The 14659-nt window shown below is 72.8% G+C and carries 13 protein-coding genes; 8 read left to right on the forward strand and 5 right to left on the reverse strand.

Going from position 1 to position 14659, the window contains the following annotated elements; translation table 11 throughout:
- Positions 1–87 precede the first annotated feature (87 nt).
- Positions 88–1233, forward strand: a complete 1146-nt coding sequence (gene hppD, locus AB5J87_RS21905; RefSeq protein ID WP_369378599.1) for a 4-hydroxyphenylpyruvate dioxygenase — start codon at positions 88–90, stop codon at positions 1231–1233.
- A gap of 100 nt (positions 1234–1333) precedes the next feature.
- Here hppD and AB5J87_RS21910 read toward each other — a convergent pair whose 3' ends face one another.
- Positions 1334–3031, reverse strand: a complete 1698-nt coding sequence (locus AB5J87_RS21910; RefSeq protein WP_369378601.1) for a hypothetical protein — start codon at positions 3029–3031, stop codon at positions 1334–1336.
- A gap of 98 nt (positions 3032–3129) precedes the next feature.
- Between AB5J87_RS21910 and AB5J87_RS21915 the strand changes: the two genes are divergently transcribed.
- The gene (locus AB5J87_RS21915; RefSeq protein WP_369378602.1) at positions 3130–4560 is read left to right on the forward strand and encodes an FAD-binding oxidoreductase; all 1431 of its coding nucleotides are present in this window, start codon (positions 3130–3132) and stop codon (positions 4558–4560) included.
- A 55-nt stretch (positions 4561–4615) separates the two neighbouring features.
- Here AB5J87_RS21915 and AB5J87_RS21920 read toward each other — a convergent pair whose 3' ends face one another.
- On the reverse strand, positions 4616–5107 hold the full coding sequence (locus AB5J87_RS21920; RefSeq protein ID WP_369378603.1) for an SsgA family sporulation/cell division regulator: 492 nt from the start codon (positions 5105–5107) through the stop codon (positions 4616–4618).
- 241 nt (positions 5108–5348) lie between these two features.
- Between AB5J87_RS21920 and AB5J87_RS21925 the strand changes: the two genes are divergently transcribed.
- Positions 5349–6875, forward strand: a complete 1527-nt coding sequence (locus AB5J87_RS21925; RefSeq protein WP_369378605.1) for an RDD family protein — start codon at positions 5349–5351, stop codon at positions 6873–6875.
- Positions 6876–7283: 408 nt separating this feature from the next.
- Positions 7284–7760, forward strand: coding sequence for an RDD family protein (locus AB5J87_RS21930; RefSeq protein WP_369378607.1), 477 nt, complete (start codon positions 7284–7286; stop codon positions 7758–7760).
- A 33-nt stretch (positions 7761–7793) separates the two neighbouring features.
- Here the strand turns inward: AB5J87_RS21930 and AB5J87_RS21935 are convergent, their stop codons facing one another.
- Entirely contained in the window at positions 7794–8057 is a 264-nt protein-coding gene (locus AB5J87_RS21935; RefSeq protein WP_369378608.1) for a hypothetical protein, read from the reverse strand.
- A 401-nt stretch (positions 8058–8458) separates the two neighbouring features.
- On the opposite strand from AB5J87_RS21935, the gene AB5J87_RS21940 reads away from it, so the two are divergent.
- Together AB5J87_RS21940 and AB5J87_RS21945 are read left to right on the forward strand one after the other, a co-directional pair.
- Positions 8459–10867: an immune inhibitor A domain-containing protein gene (locus AB5J87_RS21940; protein WP_369378610.1), complete on the forward strand. Its 2409-nt coding sequence runs from the start codon at positions 8459–8461 to the stop codon at positions 10865–10867.
- Between the two features lie 122 nt (positions 10868–10989).
- Positions 10990–11295 carry a hypothetical protein gene (locus AB5J87_RS21945; RefSeq protein ID WP_369378611.1) on the forward strand — a complete coding sequence of 102 codons (306 nt, stop codon included), beginning with the start codon at positions 10990–10992 and terminating at the stop codon, positions 11293–11295.
- A gap of 45 nt (positions 11296–11340) precedes the next feature.
- On the opposite strand, the gene AB5J87_RS21950 is transcribed toward AB5J87_RS21945, so the two are convergent.
- Together AB5J87_RS21950 and AB5J87_RS21955 are read right to left on the reverse strand one after the other, a co-directional pair.
- Positions 11341–11928, reverse strand: coding sequence for a nicotinamidase (locus AB5J87_RS21950; RefSeq protein WP_369378612.1), 588 nt, complete (start codon positions 11926–11928; stop codon positions 11341–11343).
- 112 nt (positions 11929–12040) lie between these two features.
- Positions 12041–13369, reverse strand: a complete 1329-nt coding sequence (locus AB5J87_RS21955; RefSeq protein ID WP_369378615.1) for a nicotinate phosphoribosyltransferase — start codon at positions 13367–13369, stop codon at positions 12041–12043.
- Between the two features lie 88 nt (positions 13370–13457).
- Here AB5J87_RS21955 and clpS point away from each other — a divergent pair, with 88 nt between their 5' ends.
- Positions 13458–13763: an ATP-dependent Clp protease adapter ClpS gene (gene clpS / locus AB5J87_RS21960; RefSeq protein WP_369378616.1), complete on the forward strand. Its 306-nt coding sequence runs from the start codon at positions 13458–13460 to the stop codon at positions 13761–13763.
- A complete protein-coding gene (locus AB5J87_RS21965) occupies positions 13763–14344 on the forward strand; it encodes a DUF2017 domain-containing protein (protein WP_369378618.1) in 582 nt (193 codons plus the stop codon). Before clpS ends, AB5J87_RS21965 begins: the two co-directional genes overlap by 1 nt.
- The last annotated feature ends 315 nt before the right edge of the window (positions 14345–14659 follow it).

The following is a 14659-nucleotide window of genomic DNA, read 5'->3' on the forward strand; positions in this document are numbered from 1 at the left end:
CCCTAGATACTGCCCATCTGCTATGCAGATTGCACAGCCCCCACGCAAACTATTGCGCACCTTGCCGCACAGGGGCAGCCTGCCGCTATGACTGAGACCATCGATCACACCCCCGACACCGCCCGGCAGGCCGACCCCTTCCCGGTGAAGGGTATGGACGCGGTCGTCTTCGCCGTGGGCAACGCCAAGCAGGCCGCGCACTACTACTCGACCGCCTTCGGCATGAAGCTCGTCGCCTACTCCGGACCGGAGAACGGCAGCCGCGAGACCGCCTCGTACGTCCTGACCAACGGCTCCGCCCGTTTCGTGTTCACCTCCGTCATCAAGGCGTCCACCGACCACGGCCGCTTCCTCGAAGGCCATGTCGCCGAGCACGGTGACGGCGTCGTCGACCTCGCCATCGAGGTGCCGGACGCGCGCGCCGCGTACCGGTACGCCACCGAGCACGGCGCCACCGGCCTGACCGAGCCGTACGAGGTGAAGGACGAGCACGGCACGGTCGTGCTGGCCGCGATCGCCACCTACGGCAAGACCCGCCACACCCTGGTCGACCGGTCCGGCTACACCGGCCCGTACCTGCCCGGCTTCGTGTCCGCCGACCCGATCGTGGAGCCCCCGGCCAAGCGCACCTTCCAGGCCATCGACCACTGCGTCGGCAACGTCGAGCTCGGCCGCATGAACGAGTGGGTCGAGTTCTACAACAAGGTCATGGGCTTCACGAACATGAAGGAGTTCGTGGGCGACGACATCGCGACCGAGTACTCGGCGCTGATGTCGAAGGTCGTCGCGGACGGCACCCTCAAGGTGAAGTTCCCGATCAACGAGCCCGCGATCGCGAAGAAGAAGTCGCAGATCGACGAGTACCTGGAGTTCTACGGCGGCGCCGGCGTCCAGCACATCGCGCTCGCCACCAACGACATCGTGGCGACCGTCCGCGCGATGCGCGCCGCGGGCGTGGCGTTCCTGGACACCCCGGACTCGTACTACGACACGCTGGGGGAGTGGGCGGGCGAGACCCGGGTGCCCGTCGAGACCCTGCGCGAGCTGAAGATCCTCGTCGACCGCGACGAGGACGGCTATCTGCTCCAGATCTTCACCAAGCCGGTCCAGGACCGTCCGACGGTCTTCTTCGAGATGATCGAGCGCCACGGCTCGATGGGCTTCGGCAAGGGCAACTTCAAGGCGCTCTTCGAGGCGATCGAGCGCGAGCAGGAGAAGCGCGGCAACCTCTGACGCGTGGACTTCGACCGCAAACGCCCCTGTGGGCGCGGCAGTTGAAGTAACGTCGACCCTGCGGCCCCGCGGACCTGACCCGCCGGGGCCGCAGCACGTTCTACGGCTTGCGCTTGGGCGGCTTGCCGGAGCCCGAACCTGAGCCCGGGTTGGACCCGGACCCGGACCCGGCGCCCGGCTCGGACGCCGCTCCCGTCCCCGTGCCCGATCCGGTGGACCCGGCCGCCCTCTGCGACCCGGAGCCGGACCCCGGGCGGGCGCCGGACCCCGACGGCGCGCCCCCGGATCCCGCGCCGGACCCCGACCCCGTGTCCGCCGTCGACCCGTACATGTCCTTGGGCCCGCCCTCCGGCGGATCGCCCAGCGCCTCCAGCGCCTCGCGCGCCTTCGCCACCAGCAGCGGCGAGAAGTACGGGTTGGTGCGCAGCGCCTCGTCCAGATCGCGGCGGGCCGGGCCCGCCTGGCCGAGCTCCTTCTCGATCGCCCCCCGGTGGTACGAGGCCACCGCGCTGCGGGCCCCCTTCTCCGCCGCCTTCTTGGCGAACGCGAGGGCCTCCTCCGGCTCCCCGTCCCGGAACAGCGCCCACGCCAGGGCGTCCCCGACCACCGCGCTCGGGGCGCGCCCCCACTCCGCGCGCAGCCGGGCCACCGCCGCGTCCGGCGCCCCGTGGTCCGCCTCGTACCGGCCGAGCACCAGCGCGTCGCCCACCCCGTGCCCGTCGTCCGCCGCGGCCCGCTCGCGCAGCCGCGCGTACTGCGCCCGGGCGTCCGCGACCAGGCCGAGCGACTCGTCCAACTCGCCCAGCTCCAGCAGGTATTCGGGCCGGGGCTGCGCGGCCACCGCCGCCGCCCAGTCGCGCCGCGCGGCGGCGGTGCGGCCCAGGGCATGCTCGGCGCGCGCCCTCCCGGCCAGCGCCGCGTGCGCGCCGGAGTCGGTGCGCAGGGCCGCCCCGTACTGGGCCAGCGCCTCGGCCGGCTCGCCCCGGTCCCACGCCAGATCGCCCAACTGCCGCAGCAGATCGGCCTTCTGGACCGGCGTGGTGGCGTATCCGGCGGCCTCGGCCAGGGCCGCGGCGGCGTCCTCGCGCCAGCCGCGCTCCCGGTAGACCGCGCCCTGCTCGGCCAGCGCCACCGAGCCGCCGCGCAGATCGAGCAGCTGCTCGGCGGCCCCGCTCGCGCCCTTGAGGTCGCCGAGACCGGTGTACGCGTCGATCAGCGCCGGATAGACCGTCCACCGCTTGGGCTCCTTGCGCCGGACCGCCTCGGCGAGGGCGTGCGCGCCCCGGTAGTCGTGGCGCGCGTTGGCGAGCGCGGCGAGGCCCAGCTGGGCCTCCGCGTTGCCGCGGGCCGCGGGCCGCACGGCGAGCGAGCGCCGCAGCGCCCACTCGGCGCGCGGATAGTACGAGGAGTCCGCGCCGCGCAGCCCGCGCCCGAGGTAGGCGGCGCCGAGCACCGCCCAGGCCGCGTCGTCGGCCGGATGGCCGCGCACCCACGCCCGCCGGTCGGCGATCAGCGCGGTCAGGTCGCCGGCCGCGGCGGGCGCCCCCGCCCCGACGGCGGTCAGCGCCCGCGCGGCCGGGCCCGGCGCGGGTGCGGACGCGTCGCCCGCACCGCCGCCCAGCTGCGGCAGGATCACCAGGGCCCCGGCGGTGAGCAGCGCCGCCACGGCCGCCGCGATCATCGTGCGCCGGGCGCTGCGGGCGGGCGGCGGCCCGGACGGCTCCAGCGGCGTCGCCCGGGCGGGGCGCGGCAGCGTCAGGGTCTGCCGGGCCGGCGGCCATTCGTCTTCGGTCTCCATGCCGATCACTGTGCGTCCGGGGCGCGAGCACATCCGGTCCGCGCCCGTCCGGGCCGCGCAGGGTTCACACCGATGGCCCCGGGTGCCAGGCTGGGATCATGAACGATGGAGCCGAGCCCGTCGCCCCCTCCGAGGCCGCCGCCGAGACCGCGAGCGCGTCCCCGGACCTCCTCCTGGACCGGCTGCGCGCGGGGCTGCCCGCCGACGCGCTGATCACCGACCCGGACGTCACCGCCTCCTACGCCCACGACATGGCGGGCTTCTGCGCCGCCGGGGCCCCGGCCGCGGTCGTCCTGCCGCGCACCGTCGAGCAGGTCCAGCACGTCATGCGCACCGCCACCGAGCTGCGCGTCCCGGTGGTGCCGCAGGGCGCCCGCACCGGCCTGTCGGGCGGCGCCAACGCGACCGAGGGCTGTGTGGTGCTGTCCCTGGTCCGGATGGACCGCATCCTGGAGATCAGCGCGGTCGACCGGGTGGCGGTCGTCGAACCCGGTGTCGTCAACGCCGTGCTCTCCCGGAAAGTCCTGGAACACGGGCTCTACTACCCGCCCGATCCCTCCAGTTGGGAGGAGTGCACGATCGGCGGGAACATCGGCACCGCGTCCGGCGGGCTGTGCTGCGTGAAGTACGGGGTGACCGCCGAGTACGTCCTCGGCCTCGACGTGGTCCTCGCCGACGGCCGCCTCCTGGAGACCGGCCGCCGCACCGCCAAGGGCGTCGCCGGATACGACCTGACCCGGCTCTTCGTCGGCTCCGAGGGCAGCCTCGGCGTGGTGGTGAAGGCGGTGCTGGCGCTGCGGCCCGCGCCGCCGCGCCAGCTGGCGCTGGCCGCCGAGTTCCCGTCGGCGGCGGCGGCCTGCGAGGCGGTCTGCGCGATCATGGAGAGCGGCCGTACGCCGTCGCTGCTCGAACTCATGGACGGCACGACCGTACGGGCGGTGAACCGGATGGCCCGCATGGGCCTGCCGGAGAGCACCGAGGCGCTGCTGCTGGCCGCCTTCGACACCCCGGACCCGGCCGCCGACCTGGCCGCCGTGGGGGCGCTGTGCACGGCGGCCGGGGCCACCGAGGTCGTCCCGGCGGAGTCGGCCGCCGAGTCCGAACTGCTGCTCAAGGCAAGGCGGTTGTCGCTCACGGCGCTGGAGACCATCAAGCCCTCCACCATGATCGACGACGTCTGCGTACCGCGCTCCAGGCTCGCCGCCATGCTCGACGGGACCGCCGCGATCGCCGCCAAGTACGGCCTGACCATCGGCGTCTGCGCGCACGCGGGCGACGGCAACACCCACCCGGTGGTCTGCTTCGACGGCGCCGACGAGGACGAGACGCGGCGGGCCCGGGAGTCCTTCGACGAGATCATGGCGCTCGGTCTGGAACTGGGCGGCACGATCACCGGCGAGCACGGCGTGGGCCTGCTGAAGAAGGAGTGGCTGGCCCGTGAGCTCGGCCCGGTGGGCGTGGAGATGCAGCGCGCGGTGAAGCGGACCTTCGACCCGCTGGGCCTGCTGAACCCGGGCAAGCTCTTCTGACGGGGCGGCCCCGGCGCCCCGGCGCGGTGAACCGTTACGGCGGACCGTCCGCCCCTCACGCACCCTCCTCCGGCCGGGACTCGTCCGAGGGCCAGGGGTCGTTCAGATAGAGCTCCTCGACCCGGCTGCGGCCGGTCGTGGGGGCGAGCAGCTCGGCGAGGCCGTCGTCGATGCCGAGCTGCTCGGTCTCAGAGCCCGGCGGAACCACCCGCAGCGTCCGCTCCAGCCACGCCGAGACCTGCGCGGAGGGCGCTTCGAGCAGCGCGTCCCCGTCCGGCGAGCTCAGCGCCATCAGGATCACGCTGCGCCCCTCCATCTTGGTGGGCCAGATCCGCACGTCCCCGTGGCCGCACGGCCGGAACACCCCCTCGACCAGCAGTTCGCGGGCGAAGGTCCAGTTCACGGGGTGGTCGGTGCCGATGTGGAAGGTGATGTGGACGGCGTAGGGGTCGTCGGTGCGATAGGAGAGCCGGGCCGGAACGGGGATGCTGCGCTCCGGCGACAGCACCAGTTTGAGTTCCAGCTCGCGTTCCACGACGGTGTGCATGGCGGTGCGTTTCCCTTCCTCGTACGCGCCCCGGGTGGGCCCGTGCAAGGTGAGAGCGCGTCGGGGCGCGACTATGACGCGACTTCGGGAAAGTTTTTTCGGCGACTTCGGACGAGCTCCGGACGCGATCACCCGATGACCGGATCGCGGCCGGTACGGACGGACCCGCCCGGCGGCGGTCGCCCGTCTGGTAGATGTGGACCCCTGTATTGACGAGGCCCACGAGAGATACGGGACCGTGATGAGCGCCCCCACCCCGGCCACCGGCGACGGCACCCCCGCCGCTGGCTTCTATCCCGATCCGTCCATTCCTGGATATGTCCGGTACTGGAACGGCGCCGCCTGGGTGCCCGGCACGAGCCGGCCCGCCCCGGCCGAGGGCGAAGCCATGCCCGTGCCGCCGCCCGGCGCGGCCCCGGCGGCCCCCGCGCTCGCCTCCGCCCCGCCCGTGCCGCTGCCGGTGGAGGAGACGGGCCCGGTCTTCCTCGACGAGCCCGACCCCGCCCCCGCGCCCCTGCACGGCTCGCGCCCCGACCCGGCCCCGGCCTGGCACGCGGACGCCGTCCACCAGTCGGGCTTCGGCGACGACGCGGCCCGCCGGGTCTCCTGGGGGCAGCCGGGCGAGCCGGGCCCGGGCGGCCCCCAGCCCTCGGCGCCCCAGCCCCAGCCCCTGCCCCCGCAGTCCGGCGCGGCCCAGTCCCAGCCCCAGTCGCCGCCCCCGCAGTCCGGCCCCGCCCGGCCGCTCCCGCTGCCCGCGGCCCCGGCCGAGGAGCGGCCCGCGCCGGGCGGCGCCCCGCTCCCGGTGCAGTCGCTGCCCGCGCAGCCGCTGCCGGGCCGTCCGGCCCCGGTGGACCCGTGGGCCGGGAGCGACCCGCGCCTGGCCGATCCCCGCCGCCCCGACCCGCGCCGGGCCGAGGCGGACGGGCGCCGGGCGGCCGTGGGCTCCGCGCCCGCGCGGGCCGCGCTGCCCTCCGCGCCCGCCGTCCCGCAGCAGCCGGTCACCCCGCAGCCCGCCCCGGCGCCGTATCCGCCGGCCGGGCAGGGCGGCGCCCGCCCGCAGCCCGCCCCCACGCCGTACCCCGAGCCCCGGCGGGCGGCCCCGCAGCCCGCTCCGGCGGCGCCCGTCTCGCCCGTCACCACCGGGCCCGGCGGGGGCGCCGCGTCCTGGGCGCAGCAGGTGCACCGCCTCGCCCAGACCGAGGAGGCGGCGGCGGGGGAACCCGTCGTGCCGTGGAAGCCGCCGGTCGAGGACCCGTTCCTGAAGGCCGCGCGGGCCCAGACGGCGGCCCGGCCCGCCGGGGTGGGCCGCCGCCTCGCCGCCCGCCTGGTGGACACCGCCGTGCTCGGCGCCGCCGTCGCCGCGCTCGCCGTACCGCTGGGAGTGAAGGGCGCGGACCACATCCAGCAGAAGGTCGACGCGGCCAAGCTCTCCGGCGAGACCGTGACGGTCTATCTGCTGGACGGCACCACGGCCGGCTACCTCGGCATCGTCCTCGGCGCGTTCCTGCTCCTGGGCGTGGTGTACGAGGCGCTGCCGACCGCCAAGTGGGGCCGCACCCTGGGCAAGCGGCTGTGCCGGGTCCAGGTCCGCGACATCGAGTCGCACGAGCCGCCGTCGTTCGGCGCGGCCCTGCGCCGCTGGCTGGTCTACGGGGTGCTGGGCGTATTCGTGGTGGGCGTCGTCAACGTCCTGTGGTGCCTGTTCGACCGCCCGTGGCGGCAGTGCTGGCACGACAAGGCGGCCCGCACCTTCGTCGCGGGCACCTGACCCCGGCCGCGCCGCACCGGGGCCCGCGGACCGTCCCCCGAACGGGCCCCGTGGCGTTGCGGGCCCCCACCGCGCGCGGTGCACTGCGGACATGAGCCACGAACCGCCGCCCGAGGACGACCCGTTCCTCAAGAAGCCGTCGGACGCGTCGCCCCCGCCCGGCTGGAGCCAGGGCCCGCCCCCCGGCGGCGGTGCCCCACCCCCGGGCGGCGGCGCCCCTCCCCCCGGCGGCCCGTACGGCGCCCCTCCCTCCGGCGGCCCGTACGGGAACCCCCCTCCCGGCGGCCCGTACGGCGCGCCTCCCCCGGTGGCGCGCCGCCTCCCGGGTCGCCCTACGGCGGTGGCCCACCGCCGCCCCACGACCCCTACGGCGGCGGGCCGTACGGTCCGCCGGACCCGCTCGCCGGGATGCCCCCGCTCGCCGACTTCGGGCGGCGGCTGCTCGCCCGGCTCATCGACGCGCTGATCATCGCGATCCCGCTCGCCCTGCTGGAGTGGGGGACCTCCGACCGCTGGGTGTACGAGACCCGCAGCGGCGAGAGCACCGGCGACGTGATCGGCCGGGCCTACAGCGGCAGCGGGCTCGCCTGGAACCTGGTCGGGATCGTGGCCTACCTGGCGTACGACACCATCATGGTGCGGCGCGACGGGCAGACCGTCGGCAAGAAGCTGATGCACCTGCGGGTGGCGATGCTCAACGACGGCAGCGTGCCGTCCACGAGCTCCGCGCTGACCCGCACCGCCGTGCTCTGGCTGCCCGCGCTGCTGTGCTGTCCGTGTCTGTGGCAGATCATCCTGATCATCACGATCCTCACGGACAAGCCGTACAAACAGGGGCTCCACGACAAGGCCGGCAAGACGGTGGTGGTGTCCACGGGCCGCTGACCGTGCCGCGTGCCGCGGCGGACCGGTGAGCGCTCAGCCGCGCACCGAGTCGGCCGGTACGCGCACGTCCTGCCCGGCGCCCTCGCCCACGGCGGCGGCGCGGTTCGCACGGACCGCGCGCGCCGCCCTCGGCATGGGCACGGTCACGGCGACGAGCAGTCCGAGCAGCAGTGCGGCGAGCACTATGACGCCCACCCCCAGGCCCGACTCGGTCTGTGAGAGCAGGATCATGGCCACGGTCGAGAAGACGACGGTGGCCGAACCGTAGGCGAGCTGTGCTGCGTTCAGACGCGGCATGGCGGTATCCGTCCTCGGGGGCAGGCATCGGATGGGTCGGGTCTCTCGACCGGGCGACCGGATCGCACTGTCAAGCGACTCTACGACGGTGCTTGCCCTGACGGAACCGTTGGTAAGCGTGACCTAACCCACGGTGCCGGAGCACGGGGGGCGCACGGATTCATTCCGCGTTCCAAGGGGTGGGACGGACGCACCCGATGTCCCGGTTGGGTAGCACATAGGAAGCGTTCGAATAGCGGAACTGTCGCACTGCATAATGTAATTGCCCGGCCCAAGTCAAGATCTGTCTTTTCTTTGGCAACTCCGGTCCAATGTCGTCACTTGAGACGCGTGCCGCGCACCGGAGACCAGACCCCTCACCCCCGGTCCGTGCCTGCGGCCGCGGGGGAGGACATCATCAAGTGACCAGCAACAGACGAGCGGTCAGAGCTGCCGCCGTACTCGTGGCCCTTGCCACGACGGGCGCGATAGGCTCGGCGTTCGCCACCGCCCAGGCCGACAGCAAGGTCCCGGCTCCCGTCGTGCGCACGGACCCGGGTGCGGGCTCCGCGAAGTACGTCGACAACACGCCGGGCCCGTTCACCAAGCAGCGGGAGCTGCAGCGCCAGGCGGCGCTGGAGAAGGTCATCTCGGGCGACAAGAAGGTGCAGCAGCGCGGCGCCTCCAAGGTCGTCCAGCTCGACGACAAGAAGTACGTCGAGCTGGCCCGCGAGAAGACCGACAAGATCTTCACGATCCTGGTCGACTTCGGCGACCAGGTCGACAACACCACCATGTACGACCCGGACGGGCCGACCGGCCCCAAGCCGCCGGTCGTCAAGTACGGCGGCACGCCCGGCCCGGCGCACAACACGATCGCCCAGCCGGACCGCAAGAAGGACAACTCCACCGCCTGGCAGAAGGACTACAGCCAGCAGCACTTCCAGGACCTGTACTTCGGGACCGGCAAGAACGCCGACGGCACCCCGAAGCAGTCCCTGAAGACGTACTACGAGAAGACCTCCTCCGGCCGCTACTCGGTCGACGGCACCGTCACCGACTGGGTGCGCGTCCCGGCCAACGAGGCGCGCTACGGCTCGAACTACTGCGGCGCCACGAACTGCTCCAACGTGATGGACCTGGTCCGCGACGGCGTCAACGCCTGGGTCGCCGACCAGAAGGCCAAGGGCCAGACCACCGAGCAGATCAAGGCCCAGCTGGCGCAGTACGACCAGTGGGACCGCAACGACTACGACAACGACGGCAACTTCAACGAGCCCGACGGCTACATCGACCACTTCCAGATCGTCCACGCGGGCGAGGACGAGTCGGCCGGCGGCGGCGCCCAGGGCACCAACGCCCTGTGGGCGCACCGCTCGTACGCCTACGGCACGGACGCGGGCAAGACCGGCCCGGCCAACAACAAGGCCGGCGGCACGCAGATCGGCGACACCGGCATCTGGGTCGGCGACTACACGATGCAGCCCGAGAACGGCGGCCTCGGCGTCTTCGCCCACGAGTACGGTCACGACCTCGGTCTGCCGGACCTCTACGACACCACCAACCAGGCCGAGAACTCGGTCGGTTTCTGGTCCCTGATGTCGGCCGGCTCCTGGCTGGGCACCGGCAAGGACTCGATCGGCGACCTGCCGGGCGACATGACCGCCTGGGACAAGTTCCAGCTGGGCTGGCTCGACTACGCCAAGGCCAAGGCCGCGACGAACTCGACCACCAAGCTGGGCGTCGCCGAGTACAACACCAAGGACAAGCAGGCGCTCGTCGTCGACCTGCCGCAGAAGCCCGTCACCACCACCATCGTGAAGCCCGCCGAGGGCACGAAGCAGTGGTGGAGCGGCATGGGTGACAACCTCAACAACACCCTGACCCGCTCGGTCGACCTGACCGGCAAGTCCAAGGCTTCCCTGGACCTGTCCGGCTGGTGGGACATCGAGCTGGACTACGACTTCCTGTACGCCGAGGCGTCCACGGACGGCGGCGCCACCTGGACCGCGCTGGACGGCACCGCCGACGGCAAGCCGATCACCCGTGACCCCAGCGACAAGCCGGCCCTGACCGACGTGTCGGGCGCGTACAAGAAGCTCTCGTACAACCTGGACGCCTTCGCGGGCAAGAAGATCGACCTCCGCTTCCGCTACCAGACGGACGGCGGCGCGGGCGGCAAGGGCTTCACCGCCGACGCGATCACCGTGAACGCCGACGGCGCCGCCGTCTTCACCGACGGTGCCGAGGGCGACGACAACGGCTGGACGTCGAAGAACTTCTCCCGCATCGGCGAGTCGTTCACCAAGGACTACCCGCAGTTCTACATCGCGGAGAACCGCCAGTACGTCTCGTACGACCAGACCCTCAAGGTCGGCCCGTACAACTTCGGCTTCGCCAAGACCCGCCCGTCCTGGGTGGAGCACTACGCGTACCAGCCCGGTCTGATGATCTGGCTCTGGGACACGTCGCAGAAGGACAACAACGTCTCGGTCCACCCGGGCCAGGGCCTGATCCTTCCGGTCGACGCCCACGCCAAGCCGCTGAAGTGGGCCGACGGCACGCTGATGCGCAACAAGATCACGCCGTTCGACGCCGCGTTCAGCTTCTACCCGACGAACGCGATCACCCTGCACAAGGCCGACGTGGCGACCACGATCCGCTCGCAGGCCGGTGTGCCGATCTTCGACGACCACCGGGGCACCTACTGGTACAAGGAGAACCCCACGGGAAGCGTGCAGGTTCCTGACACCAACACCCGGATCTCCATCGTCCAGCAGCCCAAGGACGGCTCGACGATCACCGTGAAGGTTGGTCCGTCGACCAAGTAGTTCGTATCACCGCAGGTCAAACCATGATCGGCCGTCGCCCTCTAGCGGGCGGCGGCCGATCGTGTTTAGGTGCGTCCTACGAGTCCTTATTGACACGACGTCTCACGGGGGAGCGGTACGCCATGCCTGGCGGAGGATTTTGCAAGCTGCCGAACGGCAGCGTCGTCGTCGCGCTCACCCTGCCAAGCCCGGCCGGTGAGGGGCGCCAGGTGCGCGTCCTGGTGCACGCGGCGAACCGGGCCCGCGCCCTGACCCGGCTGCGGAACCTGGGGCTGCGCGCGGTCTATCTGCGCGGCAACACCCAGCCGCCCACACCGGACGAGATCACGGCGGTCCTGCACCACCCGGACGGCCTCCTGTGGCGCACGGCGCCGCACCCGGGCGCCGAGGAGCTCTGGCACCCGATACGGGCGCTGCTGCGGCCCTAGGGCCCCTCGGAGGGCCGGCTCGGACCACCGGCTCGGTCGGCCGGCTCAGACCACCGGCTTGCCCGACAGCTCAGCGCCCGCCGCCCGCATCTCCTCGATCGCGCGGGCGGTCGTCTCCTCGGAGACCCCCGCGGTCAGATCGAGCAGCACGTGCGTGGTGAACCCGGCCCGCACCGCGTCCAGCGCGGTGGCCCGCACACAGTGGTCGGTGGCGATGCCGACCACGTCGACCTCGGAGACCTCCCGGTCCCGCAGCCAGTTCGACAGCCACACCCCGTTCTCGTCGCGCCCCTCGAAACCGCTGTACGCGGCGGCGTGGGCGCCCTTGTCGAAGACGGCGTCGATGGCGCCGCAGGCGACCGCCGGGGCGAAGTTGGGGTGGAAGCCCACGCCCTCCGTCCCGGCCACGCAGTGCACCGGCCAGGAGGTCTGGAAGTCCGGCTTCGGCGAGAAGTGCGGGCCGGGGTCGATGTGGTGGTCGCGGGTGGCCACCACATGGCGGTAGACGGACCCGGCGGACTCGCCGATCAGCTCGGTGATCGCGGCGGCCACGTCGGAGCCGCCCGTGACCGCGAGGCTGCCGCCCTCGCAGAAGTCGTTCTGAACGTCCACGACGATCAACGCGCGGTGCATGTCGGCTGTCCTTCGGTCGGGGGGCTGTTCAACGAGCCTAGAGACTCCGCCCGCCGTGCGGCAGGGGGCAATTGGGGCGCCGGGGCCCGGCGTCGGACCGGGCCCCGGCGGCTCACACGTACTCGGTCGCCAGCACCGGCTCGCCGCGCGAGAGCTGGATCGCCGACATCGGCAGCGCCGCGCGGGCCGCGATGTGCCGCTCGCGGGCCGCGTCCAGCGGCTCACGGGCCACCACCTCGCCGCCCTTGACCAGCTCGACCAGCAGCTGGTGCCCGGCCAGCGCGGGCGGCACCGGCCCGGTGCCGATCACCTCGGCCCCGGCGACGCCGTCCGCCTCGGGCCGCCGCGCGGCCCACTTGCGCCCGCCGATCGAGGACTTGCCGCCCATCGACTTCTTCGCCACCGCCACCAGCGGCGCCTTCGGATCCGCCCCGGCGGCGCGGGCCACCAGCTTGTAGACCATGGAGCAGGTGGGGTGCCCGCTGCCGGTGACGAGCTGGGTGCCCACCCCGTACGCGTCGACCGGCGCGGCGGCCAGCGAGGCGATGGCGTACTCGTCCAGGTCCGAGGTGACCACGATCTTCGTCCCGGTCGCGCCCAGTTCGTCGAGCTGCTGGCGCACCCGGTGGGCGACCAGGAGCAGGTCGCCGGAGTCGATGCGGACCGCGCCCAGCTCGGGACCGGCGATCTCCACGGCGGTGCGGACCGCCTCGGCCACGTCGTAGGTGTCGACCAGCAGCGTGGTGCCCCGGCCCAGCGAGTCGACCTGGGCCCGGAAGGCGTCGCGCTCGCTGTCGTGGAGCAGGGTGAAGGCGTGCGCGCTGGTGCCGACGGTGGGGATGCCGTACCGGAACCCGGCCGCCAGGTCCGAGGTGGTGCTGAAGCCGCCCACGTAGGCGGCGCGCGCGGAGGCCACGGCGGCCAGCTCGTGGGTGCGCCGGGCGCCCATCTCGATCAGCGGGCGGCCGGCCGCCGCCGAGGACATCCGCGAGGCGGCGGCGGCGATCGCCGAGTCGTGGTTGAGGATGGAGAGGATCACGGTCTCCAGGAGCACGCACTCGGCGAAGGAGCCCTCGACGCGCAGGATCGGCGAGCCGGGGAAGTACACCTCGCCCTCGGGGTAGCCCCAGATGTCGCCGGAGAAGCGGTAGGAGGCCAGCCACTGAAGGGTCGGCTCGTCCACGATGGCGCGCTCGCGCAGGAAGCCGAGGACGGCCGGGTCGAAGCGGAAGTTCTCCACCGCGTCCAGGACGCGGCCGGTGCCGGCCACCACGCCGTAGCGGCGGCCCTCCGGCAGGCGCCGGGTGAAGACCTCGAAGACCGACCGCCGGTCGGCCGTCCCGGCCCGCAGGGCCGCCTGGAGCATCGTCAGCTCGTACTGGTCCGTGAAGAGCGCGGTCGACGGCACGTCGACCGGCAGCCCAAGGTCCGCAGGGTTCATGGGCGGGATGCTACTCCTCTTTGCGTCAGAGTGACGATTTCGAGGGCCGTTTGTGCGACTGCGGTCCCCGAGTGGCAGCATGGGGTAAGTGAGTGTGGCTCCTGTAGAGATCGAACGGCCCGAGTCGGCGGAAGAGACCTTCGCCGTCCCCGAACCCGATGTGCCCTGGGTGACGCTCGTCCACAACGACCCGGTCAACCTCATGAGCTATGTCCAGTACGTCTTCCAGTCGTACTTCGGCTATCCCAAGGACAAGGCCCGCAAGCTGATGCTCGACGTGCACCACAAGGGCCGCGCCGCGGTCTCCAGCGGCAGCCGCGAGGAGATGGAGCGCGACGTGCAGGCGATGCACGGCTACGGACTGTGGGCCACGCTGACCCAGGACCGCGGCTGATGGCGGGGTACTTCGAGGCGCTGCCCGGCGGCGGCGCGGCCGTCGCGCTCGACGAGGTCGAGATCGCCATCCTGCGCTCGCTCTCCGTCCAGCTCCTGGAGCTCATCGGCCCCGGTGACCAGCCGATGGACGGCGAGGACCCGCTGGCCGCGCTCTTCGCCGAGGGCCCCAGCGAACCGCCCGCCGACCCGGCGCTCGCCCGGCTCTTCCCGGACGCCTACGACCGCGAGGCGAGCGACGAACTGCGCGCCTCGGCAAGCGAGTTCCGCCGCTTCACCGAGCGGGACCTGCGCACCCGCAAGCGCGAGGACGCGCTCGCCGTGGTGCGCTCCCTGGACGCGCTGACCCCGGTGGGCGACGGCGGCGCGGTCCTCAAGCTCTCCGGCGACGAGTCCCGGCAGTGGCTCGGCGCGCTCAACGACCTGCGGCTGACCATCGGGACCCGCCTGGAGGTCGGCGACGAGGACGAGGGCGGCGAGCTGTACCGGCTGCCGGACCAGGACCCGCGCAAGCCGATGGTGATGGCCTACCTCTGGCTCGGCGGGCTCCAGGAGACGCTCGTCGAGACGCTGATGGCCTGAACGGCCGCCCCGGGTCGGCCGGGGGCGGCCGTTTTCCTTCCGTTCGCTCAGCGGACGCTCAAATCCGCATAACGATCCGATTACCACATCGGTAGGGTTTGCTGATTCTTGCGCGCTTTGTCCGGTTTTCCTTGTGGTGTGGCCCACAGTGACTCCGGTGGATCACCCGTAAGGACGTGATAAATCTTCACGACCACCCGGGGACGCCACCCATGTTCCCGGGGGCGCTGTGCCGGCTGACCGCCGGTGGCACTCCATCCACATCCGGGGGGATCAGGACCTGATCCGCGGCTTCGACGACCGAAGCGGGCGGGT

Source organism: Streptomyces sp. cg36 (assembly GCF_041080675.1).
GTDB lineage: Bacteria > Actinomycetota > Actinomycetes > Streptomycetales > Streptomycetaceae > Streptomyces.

Coding starts and splice junctions, on each gene's coding strand:
- hppD (WP_369378599.1), top strand. CDS start 88: ATGACTGAGACCATCGATCACACCCCCGACACCGCCCGGCAGGCCGAC.
- AB5J87_RS21910 (WP_369378601.1), bottom strand. CDS start 3,031: ATGGAGACCGAAGACGAATGGCCGCCGGCCCGGCAGACCCTGACGCTG.
- AB5J87_RS21915 (WP_369378602.1), top strand. CDS start 3,130: ATGAACGATGGAGCCGAGCCCGTCGCCCCCTCCGAGGCCGCCGCCGAG.
- AB5J87_RS21920 (WP_369378603.1), bottom strand. CDS start 5,107: ATGCACACCGTCGTGGAACGCGAGCTGGAACTCAAACTGGTGCTGTCG.
- AB5J87_RS21925 (WP_369378605.1), top strand. CDS start 5,349: ATGAGCGCCCCCACCCCGGCCACCGGCGACGGCACCCCCGCCGCTGGC.
- AB5J87_RS21930 (WP_369378607.1), top strand. CDS start 7,284: ATGCCCCCGCTCGCCGACTTCGGGCGGCGGCTGCTCGCCCGGCTCATC.
- AB5J87_RS21935 (WP_369378608.1), bottom strand. CDS start 8,057: ATGCCGCGTCTGAACGCAGCACAGCTCGCCTACGGTTCGGCCACCGTC.
- AB5J87_RS21945 (WP_369378611.1), top strand. CDS start 10,990: ATGCCTGGCGGAGGATTTTGCAAGCTGCCGAACGGCAGCGTCGTCGTC.
- AB5J87_RS21950 (WP_369378612.1), bottom strand. CDS start 11,928: ATGCACCGCGCGTTGATCGTCGTGGACGTTCAGAACGACTTCTGCGAG.
- AB5J87_RS21955 (WP_369378615.1), bottom strand. CDS start 13,369: ATGAACCCTGCGGACCTTGGGCTGCCGGTCGACGTGCCGTCGACCGCG.
- AB5J87_RS21965 (WP_369378618.1), top strand. CDS start 13,763: ATGGCGGGGTACTTCGAGGCGCTGCCCGGCGGCGGCGCGGCCGTCGCG.